Genomic DNA, 13,916 nt, shown 5'->3' on the forward strand with positions numbered 1-13,916 from the left:
CGAAGTTTTTACGCGGTTTGTTCGGCTTTCTCTTCCTGGGCCAGACACGCCGCAGCGGTGAACAGCACGTCGGTGGAGGAGTTCAGCGCGGTTTCTGCCGAGTCCTGCAGCACACCGATGATGAAACCGACGGCCACCACTTGCATGGCGATCTCGCTCGGTATGCCGAACAGGCTGCACGCCAGCGGAATCAACAGCAGCGAACCACCGGCCACGCCCGATGCGCCGCAGGCGCAGACTGCCGCTACCACGCTGAGCAGCACGGCGGTCGGGATGTCCACGGCAATCCCCAAGGTGTGCACGGCCGCCAGAGTCAGCACGGTAATGGTGATCGCCGCACCGGCCATGTTGATGGTCGCGCCCAGCGGGATCGATACCGAGTAGGTGTCTTCATGCAGGCCCAAGCGCTTGCTCAGTTCCAGATTGACCGGAATGTTCGCCGCCGAACTGCGGGTGAAAAACGCGGTGATTCCGCTTTCCCGCAAGCAGGTCAGCGCCAGCGGGTAAGGGTTGCGACGCAGCTTCCAGAACACGATAGCCGGGTTCATCACCAACGCCACGAACAGCATGCAGCCCAGCAGCACCGCCAGCAGGTGCAGGTAGCCGATCAGCGCGCCGAAGCCTGAGGTGGCCAGTGTGGAAGCGACCAGGCCGAAGATCCCCAGTGGAGCAAAACGAATCACCAGGCGCACGATCATGGTGACGCCGTTGGACAGGTCGCCCAGCACGGTGCGGGTCGTTTCGCCGGCATGGCGGATGGCGACGCCCATGCCGATCGCCCAGGCCAGAATGCCAATGAAATTGGCATTCATCAGCGCGCTGACCGGGTTGTCGACCACACTCAGCAGCAGGCTTTGCAGGACTTCACTGATCCCGCCGGGTGCGCTGATTGCCACATCGTGGGTGACCAGCACCAAACTCGAAGGGAACAGGCTGCTGGCCACCACCGCGACCACCGCTGCGGCAAAGGTGCCCAGCAGATACAGGAACAGAATCGGCCGGATATGGGTTTCCTGGCCGTGTTTGTGGTTGGCAATCGAGGCCATCACCAGCACGAACACCAGAATCGGCGCGACGGCTTTCAGTGCCGAGACAAACACTTTGCCAATGAGCGCGGTGGACTTCGCCACGTCAGGTGCGAACAGCGCCAGGGCAATACCGGCGATCAGGCCAATAATGATTTGCGTGACCAGGCTGGTGCGTTTGAGTCTTTGCAAAAGAGAGGGCGGGGCAGCAGTCATAGCGGTATCTCTGATTTTTTAAAGTGCTGTGAGTCCAGAAACTCGGTCAGCAACAAACGGGCAGGCTGACTGAGTAAGAGCGCATTGCGTCATCGGCATCGGCGGGTGTGCAAGGTTGTTTTTTTTTGCGGGCGCGGACTTTATCACAGCGCAGGCCCGATCCTTGAGGCCTGTGACGATCTGCCACCGGGACAGGTCAGGTTCGTGCCAGCGCTGTCGGACACACTCTGTTAAGCTTCGCCATCCTCGTTTACATCCCCCTCAGTGAGCCCTTGGGCTGTCGCTGGCGTTGTCGTTTTCTGGAGTTATCCATGCTGTTGCCCATCCTGTTGTTGTCAGCGGCCGGTTTCACCGTGCTGACCACAGAATTCATCATTGTCGGTCTGTTACCGTCGATTGCTCGCGACCTCGACGTCAGCGTTTCCCAGGCGGGACTGCTGGTGACCTTGTTCGCGTTTACCGTCGCCGCTTTCGGCCCGTTTCTGACCGCGTACTTCGCGCGTTTTGAGCGTCGGCGTCTGTTTATCAGCGTGCTGATCATGTTCGGGCTGGCCAATACCCTGGCGGCCATGGCGCCGAACATCGGCGTGATGGCGGTGGCGCGGCTGATTCCAGCGCTGGGCTTGCCGGTGTTCTGGGCGCTGGCCAGTGAAACGGCAGTGGACATTGTCGGGCCGGATTACGCAGGACGGGCGATCGCCAAGATCGGTTTCGGGATCGTCTGCGCGACCGTATTCGGAATTCCCGTCGGTACGCTGATTTCCGATGCATTCGGCTGGCGCAGCGCCTTCGGGATTCTGGCGGTGATTGCCTTTGCCAAGGCGTTGCTGCTGTTTATCTATTTGCCGAAAACCAACCTGCACAACCAGCAGGTGAGCTTTCGTTCGCAGTTCAAGATTCTGCGCAGCCCGCTGATGCAAGGACACGTGCTGTTGTCGATTCTGGTTTTCTGCGGGATGTTTACCGCGTACACCTACCTGGCCGATATCCTTGAGCGTCTGGCCGGTTTCAACGGCACCGTGGTTGGCTGGTGCCTGATGGGCTTTGGCGCGGTCGGGCTGATCGGCAACTCGCTGGGCGGGCGCATGGTTGACCGCCATCCGTTGATCGCGTCGATGGTGTTTTGTGGCTTCATGATCAGCGGCATGGTGGCGCTGGTGCCGAGTATCCATTCGACGTTGGGATTGGCGGCGGCGATGGGCATCTGGGGCGTGACCCAGGCCGCATTGTTCCTGGTCAGTCACGTGCGCTTGATGAAAGCCGCCCCGCAGGCGCCGGCCTTTGCCGCGTCGCTGAACATCGCCGGGGCCAATCTGGGGATCGGCCTGGGGGCGATGGTCGGTGGGCACGTGATCGATACCCTGGGGCTCGGTAGCCTGGGGTTTGCGGCGGCCGGTTTCATCCTGGTGTCGATTGTGTTGGCGTTGTTGCTGATGAAGGTCAAACCCCCGGCCGTCTGCGCCTGAGCCCTTAAAGAGCGGTAAACAGTTCGCGTCGGGCACCTTCGGTAATCGCGACAATGCCGGGGTGCTTGACCTTGCGCTCCACCGAGATGGCGTAGAACGACTCGGTTACCGCATCGGTCTGCCCGATCAACTCGACGCCGCACTGGCGTTTCACCTCATCGGCAATCACGCTTGGGCCGATGAAAATCCCGCTGCCGGATTGGCCGAACGCCTGCATCAAGGCACTGTCATCGAACTCGCCGACAATGCGCGGCTGAATCTGCTGTTCGGCGAACCAGCGCTGCAAGCGGCTGCGCACCACGGTTTCCTGCCCGGGAATCAGCAGGGGGGCGCCGTGCAGGCAGCGTGGGAAGTCTTTGCCATAGTGTTGTGCCAATTCGCGGGTGGCGAAAAAACTGATGCCGCATTCACCTAGTTTCTGGCTGTAGCCCTTGATGTCCAGGTGTGAAGGCATCGGGCTGTCGGAGATCACCAGGTCCAGCCGCTGAATGGCCAGGTCAGCCAGCAAGCGTTCCAGTTTGTCCTCGCGACAGGTAATGCGCAGCGGTTCACTCAGTTCCATGGTCGGTGCAATGAGCCGATAGACGATGGATTTGGGCACCACGTCGGCGACCCCGACCCGAAACAGAATCTGCTGTTCATTGGGTTGCGCCCGCAGCATGGCCTCCAGTTCGCCGCCCAGCTGAAACATCTGCTCGGCGTAAGGCAGCGTCTGGCGCCCGGCCTCGGTCAGTTCAAGTTGCCGGCCGACACGTCGGAACAGTTCTATCCCGTAGGTTTGTTCGAGCAGGCTGATCTGCCCGCTGATGGTCTGCGGGGTCAGGTTCAGTTGCTCGCAAGCCCGGACAATACTGCCGGTTTTGGCCACGACCCAGAAGTAATGCAATTGCCGGTAATTGAGCATGCGAATCGCCGATTCGTAAAAACCGAAGTATAGCTGCTGAAAATACGAATTTTCCTGAAGTATTTGCCTCCTTAGAATGCCTCGCTATCGACGGGTCACCACCTTGGCCCTGTCAGTTTTATTGAGGAAAGCATGATGAAGCTCAAATCCCTGACCGCCGTCTCGCTGCTGGCCGTTTCTGCGCTGCTGCTGACCGGCTGTGACCAGGCCGAGAAAAGCGCCCAGCAATTGATGGGAAAAGCCGCCGAAACCGCCAAGCAGGCGATCGACGATACCCACAAGGCGGCAGAGCAAGCGCTGAGCGACGCCACCGGAAAGATCATCAGTAACAAGGAAAAACCAGCCGACGACAGCGAGAAAAAAGAAGGCTCGTCGCAGGAAATCTAATCCGCCTAACACCGAATCAGGACTGACCCATGGAATACCTTTTACAACTTGCTGCAAGCCCCACCGTCTGGGTCGCCCTGGCTACGCTGATCGTGATGGAAATCGTGCTTGGCATCGACAACCTGATCTTCATCTCGATCCTGACGAACAAACTGCCCGTGCAACACCGTGCCAAAGCACGTCGCATCGGTATCAGCATGGCCCTGGTTCTGCGTCTGGGCTTGCTGAGCACCATTGCGTTCATCGTGCAGCTGACTGAGCCGGTGATCGAACTGTTTAACCAGGCGTTCTCGTGGAAAGACATGATCCTGATCGCGGGTGGTCTGTTCCTGTTGTGGAAGGCGACCAGCGAAATCCATCACAGCATGGACCCGTCGCCGGAGGATCCGAAGTCGCCAACGTCTGGCGTGACATTGGGTTTTGCTGCGGCAATCGGTCAGATCCTGATGCTCGACCTGGTGTTCTCTATCGACAGCATCATCACCGCTGTCGGTATGACCGAACATTTGCCGATCATGATCATCGCGGTGCTGGTGTCGGTGCTGGTGATGTTGGTGGCGGCCGAGCCTTTGGCCAAGTTCATCAACGACAACCCGACGGTGGTGATGCTGGCTCTGGGCTTCCTGATCATGATCGGCATGACCCTGATTGCCGAAGGTTTCGGCGCCCATGTACCGAAAGGCTACATCTATGCGGCCATGGCGTTCTCCGCAACGATTGAAGGTCTGAACATGTTGTCGCGGCGGGCTCGGGAGAAGCGGATCGCTGCTGAAGCTGAAGCTTAAGAGGTAACGCGATAACTGGACGGTCGTCTGCGCTCGAAAGCGTGCAGACGGCCGTTTTGCTTTGTGGAGGGGTTAAACACGAACCGATCAGTGCGCCGTGGCGTGGTGTCGGGCAGGTTTCTCGGCGTTGGCGGGGGGCGCAGGTTGAACAGGTGCCTGATAGTGCCTGCGGGTAATGCGCAATACACCCCACAGCATCGCGGCCGCAACGGCCAGCCAGCCACCGATCAGCATCAGGATTATCATCGTCAGGCTCATCCGTGCCTCCTCTTTGTCCTGCTTCGAGCACACACTCTTTGTATGGGTCAGTCTAGTCGTTGATGTGTTGCAGACAATTGACCAATAGTCGTGGGCCACCAACCAGTTCGCTCTATCAGCCGCAGACGACTGCCGTTAAAGGCTATACCGCTGCTATGATCATGGGCGAAGCCGGGAGACCGATTACCTGGCGCCTGAACAAGTGAGTGATGATGTCGCCGGTATTTTCCCGATTCCGCTTCGCCTTGCTGGCAGCGGCCTGCGTCTTGAGCCTGGCCGGTTGTGCCGGGAGCGTGCAACCTGAAATCCAGCGTCTGCCCGAGCGTGTCGAGCTCAACGGCGTACCGTTTTACCGTGGCGAAGCCTACCAGAGTGGGCCGCAAACCCTGGCCAGCATGCTTTCCCAGCAAGGTATCGTGATGACTCCGGGGTTACTCGACAAGCCGTTGCATCTGCCGGGCGCCGAGGCGCAGTTGCAGCAGAACATGCAGAACCTGGCGCGTGAATACGGGATGGTCGTGTATCCGCTGGACAGCAACCTGCCGGCGTTGTTGACCCAGGTCGCGGCGGGTTACCCGGTGTTGCTGCGCTTCAGTGAGGGCTCGGCATTCTGGAAAGAACCGAGGTACGCCATTCTCGCTGGCTACAACCGTCACAAGCAGACGGTGCTGCTGCGCTCCGGAATGGACCGCCGCTTGCTGATGGACTTCAAGTCATTTGAATCTGCCTTCCAGAACGCTGGCGGTTGGGCAGTGCTGATTCAGGGGCCGACCCAAATTCCGGCCAAGGTTGACCCGCAGCGCTGGCTTAAAGCCGCTGACGACCTGGCCCGGGCTGGACAGGAACAGGCGGCAGCCAAGGCGACCAAAGCACTGGCGGCCCATTAATCGAGCCGAATAAAAACGGCGCCTTGAGGCGCCGTCATCGATAAAGGCCCCGACTCACGTCGCGGGCCTTTTTTAGTGCGCTTATTTTTCGGTCTGCGCCATGCCGCTACCTTGACGATGTTTCAGGTTTTTCTCGGCTTTGTAGTGCAGGGCAACATCCGGCACGGAAGTGCTCTTGCCGGTTTCAACCCATTGACGAATCCGTCCGGCGTCCGCGAAGTGGGTGTATTTGCCGAAGGCATCGAGAATCACCAGGGAGACAGGGCGATTGCCCATGCTGGTCACCAATACCAGGCAGTGGCCGGCCTGGTTGGTAAAGCCGGTCTTGGTCAGCTTGATGTCCCAGTTGGCTTTGTTGATCAGGTGGTCGGTGTTGTGAAAACCCAAGGAGTAGCTGGGCTTGCGGAACGTCACGGTTTTTTCCTTGGTCGTGCTCAACTGGCTCAGCATCGGGTACTTGCGTGCCGCCTGGAGCAATTTGCTCAGGTCGCGGGCTGTGGAAACGTTGTGGACCGACAGGCCGGTCGGCTCGACGTAATGGGTGCTGGTCATGCCCAGCGCCTTGGCCTTGGCGTTCATTGCGGCGATAAAGGCCGCGTAACCGCCAGGGTAGTGGTGGGCCAGGCTCGCGGCGGCGCGATTTTCCGAGGACATGAGTGCAATCTGCAGCATTTCCCGACGCGACAGTTCGCTATTGAGTTTGACTCGGGAAAACACACCTTTCATTTCCGGGGTGTCTTTGATCGACACAGAAATGTACTCGTCCATATTCTGCTTGGCGTCCAGCACGATCAGCCCGGTCATCAATTTGGTCACCGAGGCGATAGGCACGATCACGTCCGGGTTGCTGGCATAGATGACTTTGTCGGTTTGCAGATCAATCAGCATCGCACTGCCGGAAGCGATGCGCAGATGTGAGGTGTCTCGGGGCGCCGCGGTGGTTTCACGTGCGTAGACGTTTGACGTGACAAGAGGGCCTGTAAATGCAAAAAGAAGGCTCAGGATCGAAAGACGAATTTTCACGCGTGCGGACTCGCTAAGGTATGGATATGCCGTTCTGCAACGGGCTTCTCTAGATAAAACGTTACATTTTATGAGTATGCGACAGGAAAGCGCTATACGCCTGCTGTAGCGATGCTTGAAATGAAAAATATTTTAGGGTGTATCGACTCTGTAACAGTCTGATTTTCGGGCTTCACCGATGCTCGGGTAGCACGTAACGCGATTGCTTTGGCGTATGACGATGCGGCTTCGTGCGGTCAGGTGAGGGGGCTGATGACGTCGGCGGGTTATTTCGAACTGTCGTGGTGTAAGGTCTATTAATAGCGAATTTAACTTTAAAATGGATATAGATAAACGCTCTATAAAGCGCTTGTAACCATTGAAATAATTGTGGGAATGTTACATTTCAGAGGGGTGTCCGGGATTATCAATGATCACAACGGTTTGTGGTCGTCGGGAGAGCAGTTCAAAATTCTGTCGCGTGAAAGGCTAGTTATTCAGTCTTGAATACAAGGCGTTTGCATATCGGTTTGTGGTGCTTGTTGTTACTGAAGAATGGTTTCGCCAAAAATATGACGGTAATGTAGGGTTTTTTATTTTTATAGCTGGAAGGCCGTGCCTTTACTTTTAATTCGGCGGTGCTAATCTCACCCTCGCATTGAACGACAATGTTATACAGCGTCATCAGGCCCTATCACGGAAAGACTGTATACGGCCGATTGTCGCTAACGCTGTCGACTCAGTGAAATGTTGCGAGTTGGTTTTTTTGATCCAAGTGCATGGCTGGGTAGTTTGTGATCGGGCATTGAATGCCATTCATGCCTTCTGCTAAAGCCTATGGAAAGGCGTGAATGTGCGCTGTCCGGACACCTCATGCTTCCCCCCTAAGCGAGCACGCGCCCAGAGGCTGATGGTTCAAGCGGCTTGACAACGCTAAAGACAACTTACACAAAAGGAATAGTGTGATGAAATCAGTAGATGTTTTGATTGTTGTCGATGTCGAGAACGCGCTGGCATCAGGCGACCTCCAGAATAATGTGTACCTGATAGACAGTAACAAGCACTGCGGTTCGGGTAGTGAAGGTCAGGCGGAGCTCTATACGGCATGTACTGAAGGGCAATACATTAATTGGACTGTGGCGCCTGTTTCTCCTTCCAGTGATGTGCAGATAGATGGTTTTACTGGTCAGATGGTCAATGATAAAATTTGCCTTCCTAAGTTAGTGGTCGATCCATCAGGTAATTATTGGAAGGGGCAGGTCGAAGCGCAAGGTTATAAAGGGAATCTGCAGTACTCGGTGGTGCTTTCAATGGACGGGAAGCAGATGACCTTCGATCCGTTCCTGATAGTTAAGTAATGTGTGAAGAGGTGCCTTGACCTAAATGAAGTTGTTAGTGTGAATTCCTTTATTTCAAGGTGACATAAAACCAGGAACCCCGCCAATTGGCGGGGTTCTTGTTTACGCTGCAGAACAAGCCTTGACTCAGCCGTGCAGGGTTTCCGCTGCGTACAGCGTGTTTTCCAGCAGGCAGGCACGCGTCATCGGGCCGACGCCGCCGGGTACTGGAGTAATCCAGCCAGCGCGGGGCAGGGCGGTTTCGTAGATCACATCACCCACCAGCTTGCCATCTTCCTGGCGGTTGATGCCGACGTCGATAACGATGGCGCCTTCCTTGATCCATTCACCTTTAACCAGGCCTGGTTTGCCAGCGGCGACTACGACCAGATCGGCGCGACCGACGTGACCGGCCAGATCCTTGGTGAAGCGGTGGGTGACGGTCACGGTGCAGCCGGCCAGGAGCAGTTCCATGGCCATCGGGCGACCGACGATATTGGAAGCGCCGACGACCACTGCGTCCATTCCGTAAAGATCAGCACCGGTGCTTTCCAGCAAGGTCATGATGCCTTTAGGGGTGCACGGGCGCAGCAGAGGGATGCGTTGTGCCAGGCGACCGACGTTATAAGGATGGAAACCATCCACGTCTTTATCCGGACGAATGCGCTCCAGCAGTTTGGAAGCGTCCAGGTGTTCAGGCAGAGGTAGCTGCAGCAGTACGCCGTCGATGTTCGGGTCGTCATTGAGACGGTCGATCAGATCGGTCAGGGCTTGCTGGGTAGTATCGGAGGGCAGGTCATAGGCTTGGGAGAGGAAGCCGACCTCTTCACAGTCTTTACGCTTGTGCGAGACATAAACCTGAGAGGCGGGATCGCTGCCGACCAGAATCACCGCGAGGCCTGGCGTGCGCAGACCTTGCTGGCGACGCTCGGCGACACGTTTGGCGATCTGCTGGCGCAGGCTGGCGGCGATCGATTTGCCGTCGATTAGTTGTGCAGTCATTGCGCGTGATTAACCATCGAGAGGGGGAAGAAAAGAGAACGCATTCTCGCATGTCAGAACGTGAGGGCAAAGGCGCTTGGTCTGCAAATTCCCCTAAGCCCTTTAATTAAATGAATTTTTTTCAAAAAAGAGTTGACGACCTTCAGGCTCACCTATAACATTCGTCGCACTTGTCGGGCACAGCCTAGCACTGGTTAAGAAGGTCGAGCAGAATTGATGGTTGATTCGGTGAGACTGAAAGCACTTAGTTTGTAATCGTCCAAGAATACAGATTAACAAGGCGCCCGTAGCTCAGCTGGATAGAGCATCCGCCTTCTAAGCGGATGGTCGCAGGTTCGAGTCCTGCCGGGTGCGCCATTAGGCAGCTTTGGCACAAGTAACGCAACATGGCAATATGGTGGGCGTAGCTCAGTTGGTAGAGCACGGGATTGTGACTCCCGTTGTCGAGGGTTCGATCCCCTTCGTCCACCCCATATTTAGAAAGGCGCCAGATTAATAATCTGGCGCCTTTGCTTTAAAAGCTTGATACGCGGATGTGGTGGAATTGGTAGACACACTGGATTTAGGTTCCAGCGCCGCAAGGTGTGAGAGTTCGAGTCTCTCCGTCCGCACCAGTTAAGTAGCTATTTAATAGCAGAAAACGGCGCAGAACCTGAAAGGGTCTGCGCCGTTTTTGTTTCAGTCGGCCGTGGTTTCCAGTGCGGCTGCAGATTTTGTGCTGGTAGGGTGCTCGGCTCGTCGACAGCGTGTTTCTCTCGACAATGTGTTTCTCGATGATGCCCGATACGCCCGTCGGTCTCCTTGTGAGATCGGCAGCCAGGGATGCGACTGCTGGTTCCTTCCTGCTTATATATAGAAGGCAGAAGGGTTGGCGCAGAGCCCTGGCGTGATTCGCTGTATTTGCTCCCATGGCGAGGCTCGACCGCTTGTCCCCGCCGATAAATTGCCTGCTGCTTTTTTACCCGTTTTCAGTAGGGTGACTTCTTGAGTTTGACCCACTAGAATGCATGCCCTTGATTCTGGGGTCGGAAACGGCCGGCTAACGTCTGTGCAACGAGGAATATCCATGCAAGTTTCTGTTGAAAATACTTCTGCTCTTGAGCGCCGCATGAGCATCACCGTGCCAGCTGAGCGCATTGAGACTCAAGTCAACAAGCGTCTGCAGCAGACTGCCCAAAAGGCCAAAATTGCAGGCTTCCGTCCTGGCAAAGTGCCAATGAGCGTGATCCGTCAGCGTTATGAAGCTGATGCGCGTCAGGAAGCTGTAGGCGATGTAATCCAGGCTTCTTTCTACGAAGCTATTGTCGAGCAAAAGCTGAACCCGGCTGGCGCTCCTTCGGTAGAGCCTAAAGTCCTGGAGAAGGGCAAGGATCTGGAATTCGTTGCAACGTTCGAAGTGTTCCCCGAGTTCACCGTTGCCGGTTTCGAATCCATCGCTGTCGAGCGCCTGAGCGCTGACGTGGCGGACGCCGATCTGGACAAAATGCTGGACATCCTGCGCAAGCAGAACGTTCGTTTTGAAATTGCCGATCGTGCAGCTCAGAACGAAGACCAGTTGAACATCGATTTCGTTGGCAAGGTTGACGGTGAAGTGTTCGCCGGTGGTTCCGCCAAGGGCACCCAGCTGGTTCTGGGTTCCGGCCGCATGATCCCGGGCTTTGAAGAAGGCCTGGTTGGCGCCAAAGCGGGCGAAGAGCGCGTTCTGAACCTGACCTTCCCTGAGAACTATCAGAACCTGGACCTGGCTAACAAGGCCGCCGAGTTCACCGTAACCGTTAACACTGTTTCCGAGCCGAAACTGCCTGAATTGACTGAAGAATTCTTCGCTCAGTTCGGTATCAAAGAGTCTGGCATCGACGGTTTCCGTACCGAAGTTCGTAAGAACATGGAGCGCGAACTGCGTCAGGCGATCAAATCCAAGGTCAAGAATCAGGTAATGGACGGTCTGCTGGCCGCCAACCCGATCGAAGTGCCAAAGGCTCTGCTCGAAAACGAAGTGAACCGACTGCGCGTTCAGGCTGTTCAGCAGTTCGGTGGCAACATCAAGCCTGATCAGCTGCCGGCCGAGCTGTTCGAAGAACAAGCCAAGCGTCGCGTTGTGCTGGGTCTGGTGGTGGCTGAAGTGGTCAAGCAATACGACCTCAAGCCTGACGAAACCCGCGTTCGCGAGCTGATTCAGGAAATGGCTTCGGCTTATCAGGAGCCTGAGCAAGTCGTGTCCTGGTACTACAAGAACGACGAGCAGCTGAACGAAGTCCGTTCGGTTGTGCTGGAAGAGCAAGTTGTGGATACTGTTCTGCAGAAAGCTAGCGTGACCGACAAATCGGTCTCTTACGAAGAAGCGGTCAAGCCGGTAGAAGCTCCACAAGCCGACTGATTGTTTTTGCGTTAGAAGCACACACCATAAGCCAGCTTTCGAGCTGGCTTATGCGTATTCAAGACATAACTATTTGGGAGTGACTGCGAGACATGTCCCGCAATTCTTATTATCAGCAGAGCTCTGACATCCAGGCCGCAGGTGGTCTGGTCCCGATGGTTATCGAGCAGTCCGCCCGTGGCGAACGTGCCTATGACATCTACTCGCGTCTCCTCAAGGAGCGAGTGATCTTCCTTGTCGGCCCGGTAGAAGACTACATGGCCAACCTGGTCGCGGCGCAACTGCTGTTCCTTGAAGCGGAAAACCCGGACAAGGACATCCATCTTTACATCAACTCACCAGGCGGTTCGGTGACTGCGGGCATGTCGATCTACGACACCATGCAGTTCATCAAGCCTGACGTTTCCACCACCTGCATCGGTCAGGCCTGCAGCATGGGTGCTTTCCTGCTTGCCGGTGGTGCTGCGGGCAAGCGTTACTGCCTGCCGAACTCGCGCATGATGATTCACCAGCCGTTGGGCGGTTTCCAGGGTCAGGCGTCGGACATCGACATCCATGCCAAGGAAATCCTCCATATCCGTTCGCGCCTGAACTCGTTGTTGGCTCATCACACCGGTCAAAGCCTCGAGACCATTGAGCGCGACACCGAGCGTGACAACTTCATGAGCGCAGAGCGTGCGGCTGAATACGGCCTGATCGACTCCGTGATCGACAAGCGTAAAATGCCCGCCTAAGCAGCTCAAATGCAGGTGGTTGGTTTAACTGGCCACCAGCGGGCTTGAAAAAGCCCGCAATTGCCTTCATCTTGTGTTGCAAGCCTATCGGATTTGGATCGATCGAATGACTGACACCCGCAACGGCGAGGACAACGGCAAGCTGCTCTATTGCTCCTTCTGTGGCAAAAGCCAGCATGAAGTGCGCAAATTGATTGCCGGCCCCTCGGTCTTTATCTGCGACGAGTGCGTCGACCTGTGCAATGACATCATCCGCGAGGAGGTGCAGGAAGCACAGGCCGAAAGCAGTGCGCATAAATTGCCTTCGCCTAAAGAAATCAGCGGCATCCTTGATCAGTATGTGATTGGTCAGGAGCGTGCGAAAAAGGTTTTGGCCGTAGCGGTGTACAACCACTACAAGCGCCTCAACCAGCGTGACAAAAAGAATGACGATGTCGAACTCGGCAAAAGCAACATCTTGCTGATCGGCCCTACAGGCTCGGGTAAAACCCTGCTTGCTGAAACTCTGGCCCGTTTGCTGAATGTGCCTTTCACCATCGCTGACGCAACCACCCTCACCGAGGCGGGTTACGTGGGTGAAGATGTTGAAAACATCATTCAGAAGCTGTTGCAGAAGTGTGATTACGACGTAGAAAAAGCTCAAATGGGCATCGTCTACATCGATGAAATCGACAAGATTTCGCGCAAGTCTGACAACCCGTCCATTACCCGGGACGTTTCCGGTGAAGGCGTGCAGCAGGCTCTGCTCAAGTTGATCGAAGGTACGGTCGCTTCCGTTCCGCCTCAAGGTGGTCGCAAGCATCCGCAGCAGGAATTCCTTCAGGTCGACACCCGTAACATCCTGTTCATCTGCGGCGGTGCGTTCTCCGGTCTGGAAAAGGTTATTCAAAACCGTTCCACCCGTGGCGGCATTGGTTTCAACGCAGAAGTTCGCAGCAAGGAAGAAGGCAAGAAGGTGGGTGAGTCCTTGCGTGAAGTCGAGCCTGACGATCTGGTCAAGTTCGGTCTGATCCCGGAATTCGTCGGTCGTCTGCCGGTTCTTGCGACGCTGGACGAGCTCGACGAGGCTGCGCTGATGCAGATCCTCACCGAGCCGAAAAATGCTCTGACCAAACAGTATGCCAAGCTGTTCGAGATGGAAGGTGTTGACCTGGAGTTCCGGGCCGATGCACTCAAATCGGTCGCCAAGCGCGCACTGGAACGCAAAACCGGTGCTCGTGGATTGCGGTCGATCCTCGAAGGTGTGCTGCTCGACACTATGTATGAAATCCCCTCGCAGTCCGAGGTGAGCAAAGTAGTGATCGATGAAAGCGTTATAGAAGGCAAGTCCAAGCCACTGTATATCTACGAAAACAGTGAGCCGGCTGCCAAGGCAGCGCCAGACGCGTAAGCGTCGCACTGCTGGATTAAAGAAGGGGCCTTCGGGCCCCTTTGCTTTTAGCGGGTTTAAGTACCTTCTTTAAGCTTGTTTTTTTTCAAGGCAGCCCCCATCTTGGTTTCAAGCTTACTTCCATCTGTTTCCGGCCTTATGGCCGC

At 56.1% G+C, this 13,916-nt stretch carries 13 protein-coding genes and 3 tRNA genes; 11 read left to right on the forward strand and 5 right to left on the reverse strand.

Features of this window, described 5'->3' with window-relative positions:
* Window positions 1-8: 8 nt before the first annotated feature.
* Window positions 9-1,241 (reverse strand): serine/threonine transporter SstT, encoded by a 1,233-nt coding sequence (gene sstT, locus NTD87_RS04780; protein WP_262112245.1) that lies wholly within the window; start codon window positions 1,239-1,241, stop codon window positions 9-11.
* 311 nt (window positions 1,242-1,552) lie between these two features.
* On the opposite strand from sstT, the gene NTD87_RS04785 reads away from it, so the two are divergent.
* Complete coding sequence (locus NTD87_RS04785) at window positions 1,553-2,707, forward strand: MFS transporter (RefSeq protein ID WP_262112246.1); 1,155 nt, start codon at window positions 1,553-1,555, stop codon at window positions 2,705-2,707.
* A gap of 4 nt (window positions 2,708-2,711) precedes the next feature.
* Here the strand turns inward: NTD87_RS04785 and nhaR are convergent, their stop codons facing one another.
* On the reverse strand, window positions 2,712-3,611 hold the full coding sequence (gene nhaR / locus NTD87_RS04790; protein ID WP_262112247.1) for a transcriptional activator NhaR: 900 nt from the start codon (window positions 3,609-3,611) through the stop codon (window positions 2,712-2,714).
* Window positions 3,612-3,746: 135 nt separating this feature from the next.
* Here nhaR and NTD87_RS04795 point away from each other — a divergent pair, with 135 nt between their 5' ends.
* Together NTD87_RS04795 and NTD87_RS04800 are read left to right on the forward strand one after the other, a co-directional pair.
* A complete protein-coding gene (locus tag NTD87_RS04795; RefSeq protein WP_262112248.1) occupies window positions 3,747-3,998 on the forward strand; it encodes a hypothetical protein in 252 nt (83 codons plus the stop codon).
* A gap of 29 nt (window positions 3,999-4,027) precedes the next feature.
* Entirely contained in the window at window positions 4,028-4,783 is a 756-nt protein-coding gene (locus NTD87_RS04800; protein WP_262112249.1) for a TerC family protein, read from the forward strand.
* Between the two features lie 87 nt (window positions 4,784-4,870).
* Here the strand turns inward: NTD87_RS04800 and NTD87_RS04805 are convergent, their stop codons facing one another.
* Window positions 4,871-5,041 carry a hypothetical protein gene (locus NTD87_RS04805; protein WP_262112250.1) on the reverse strand — a complete coding sequence of 57 codons (171 nt, stop codon included), beginning with the start codon at window positions 5,039-5,041 and terminating at the stop codon, window positions 4,871-4,873.
* A gap of 212 nt (window positions 5,042-5,253) precedes the next feature.
* On the opposite strand from NTD87_RS04805, the gene NTD87_RS04810 reads away from it, so the two are divergent.
* Complete coding sequence (locus tag NTD87_RS04810) at window positions 5,254-5,928, forward strand: peptidase C39 family protein (protein WP_262112251.1); 675 nt, start codon at window positions 5,254-5,256, stop codon at window positions 5,926-5,928.
* 81 nt (window positions 5,929-6,009) lie between these two features.
* Here the strand turns inward: NTD87_RS04810 and pbpG are convergent, their stop codons facing one another.
* Entirely contained in the window at window positions 6,010-6,951 is a 942-nt protein-coding gene (pbpG, locus tag NTD87_RS04815; protein WP_262112252.1) for a D-alanyl-D-alanine endopeptidase, read from the reverse strand.
* A gap of 944 nt (window positions 6,952-7,895) precedes the next feature.
* Between pbpG and NTD87_RS04820 the strand changes: the two genes are divergently transcribed.
* Window positions 7,896-8,288 (forward strand): hypothetical protein, encoded by a 393-nt coding sequence (locus tag NTD87_RS04820; protein WP_262112253.1) that lies wholly within the window; start codon window positions 7,896-7,898, stop codon window positions 8,286-8,288.
* A gap of 126 nt (window positions 8,289-8,414) precedes the next feature.
* Here the strand turns inward: NTD87_RS04820 and folD are convergent, their stop codons facing one another.
* Entirely contained in the window at window positions 8,415-9,269 is an 855-nt protein-coding gene (gene folD, locus NTD87_RS04825; RefSeq protein ID WP_262112254.1) for a bifunctional methylenetetrahydrofolate dehydrogenase/methenyltetrahydrofolate cyclohydrolase FolD, read from the reverse strand.
* A 280-nt stretch (window positions 9,270-9,549) separates the two neighbouring features.
* Between folD and NTD87_RS04830 the strand changes: the two genes are divergently transcribed.
* The 6 genes from NTD87_RS04830 (at window position 9,550) to clpX (ending at window position 13,770) form a co-directional block, all read left to right on the forward strand.
* A tRNA-Arg gene (locus NTD87_RS04830) sits at window positions 9,550-9,626 on the forward strand.
* 40 nt (window positions 9,627-9,666) lie between these two features.
* Window positions 9,667-9,742 (forward strand) — tRNA-His (locus NTD87_RS04835).
* Window positions 9,743-9,798: 56 nt separating this feature from the next.
* Window positions 9,799-9,883, forward strand: a tRNA-Leu gene (locus NTD87_RS04840).
* Window positions 9,884-10,335: 452 nt separating this feature from the next.
* Entirely contained in the window at window positions 10,336-11,646 is a 1,311-nt protein-coding gene (tig, locus tag NTD87_RS04845; protein ID WP_262112255.1) for a trigger factor, read from the forward strand.
* 92 nt (window positions 11,647-11,738) lie between these two features.
* Window positions 11,739-12,380 (forward strand): ATP-dependent Clp endopeptidase proteolytic subunit ClpP, encoded by a 642-nt coding sequence (gene clpP, locus NTD87_RS04850; protein WP_019692758.1) that lies wholly within the window; start codon window positions 11,739-11,741, stop codon window positions 12,378-12,380.
* 106 nt (window positions 12,381-12,486) lie between these two features.
* A complete protein-coding gene (clpX, locus tag NTD87_RS04855; protein WP_054596541.1) occupies window positions 12,487-13,770 on the forward strand; it encodes an ATP-dependent Clp protease ATP-binding subunit ClpX in 1,284 nt (427 codons plus the stop codon).
* Window positions 13,771-13,916: the final 146 nt, after the last annotated feature.

Origin of the sequence: Pseudomonas sp. 6D_7.1_Bac1 (assembly GCF_025465945.1) — a bacterium.
Classification (GTDB): Bacteria; Pseudomonadota; Gammaproteobacteria; order Pseudomonadales; family Pseudomonadaceae; genus Aquipseudomonas.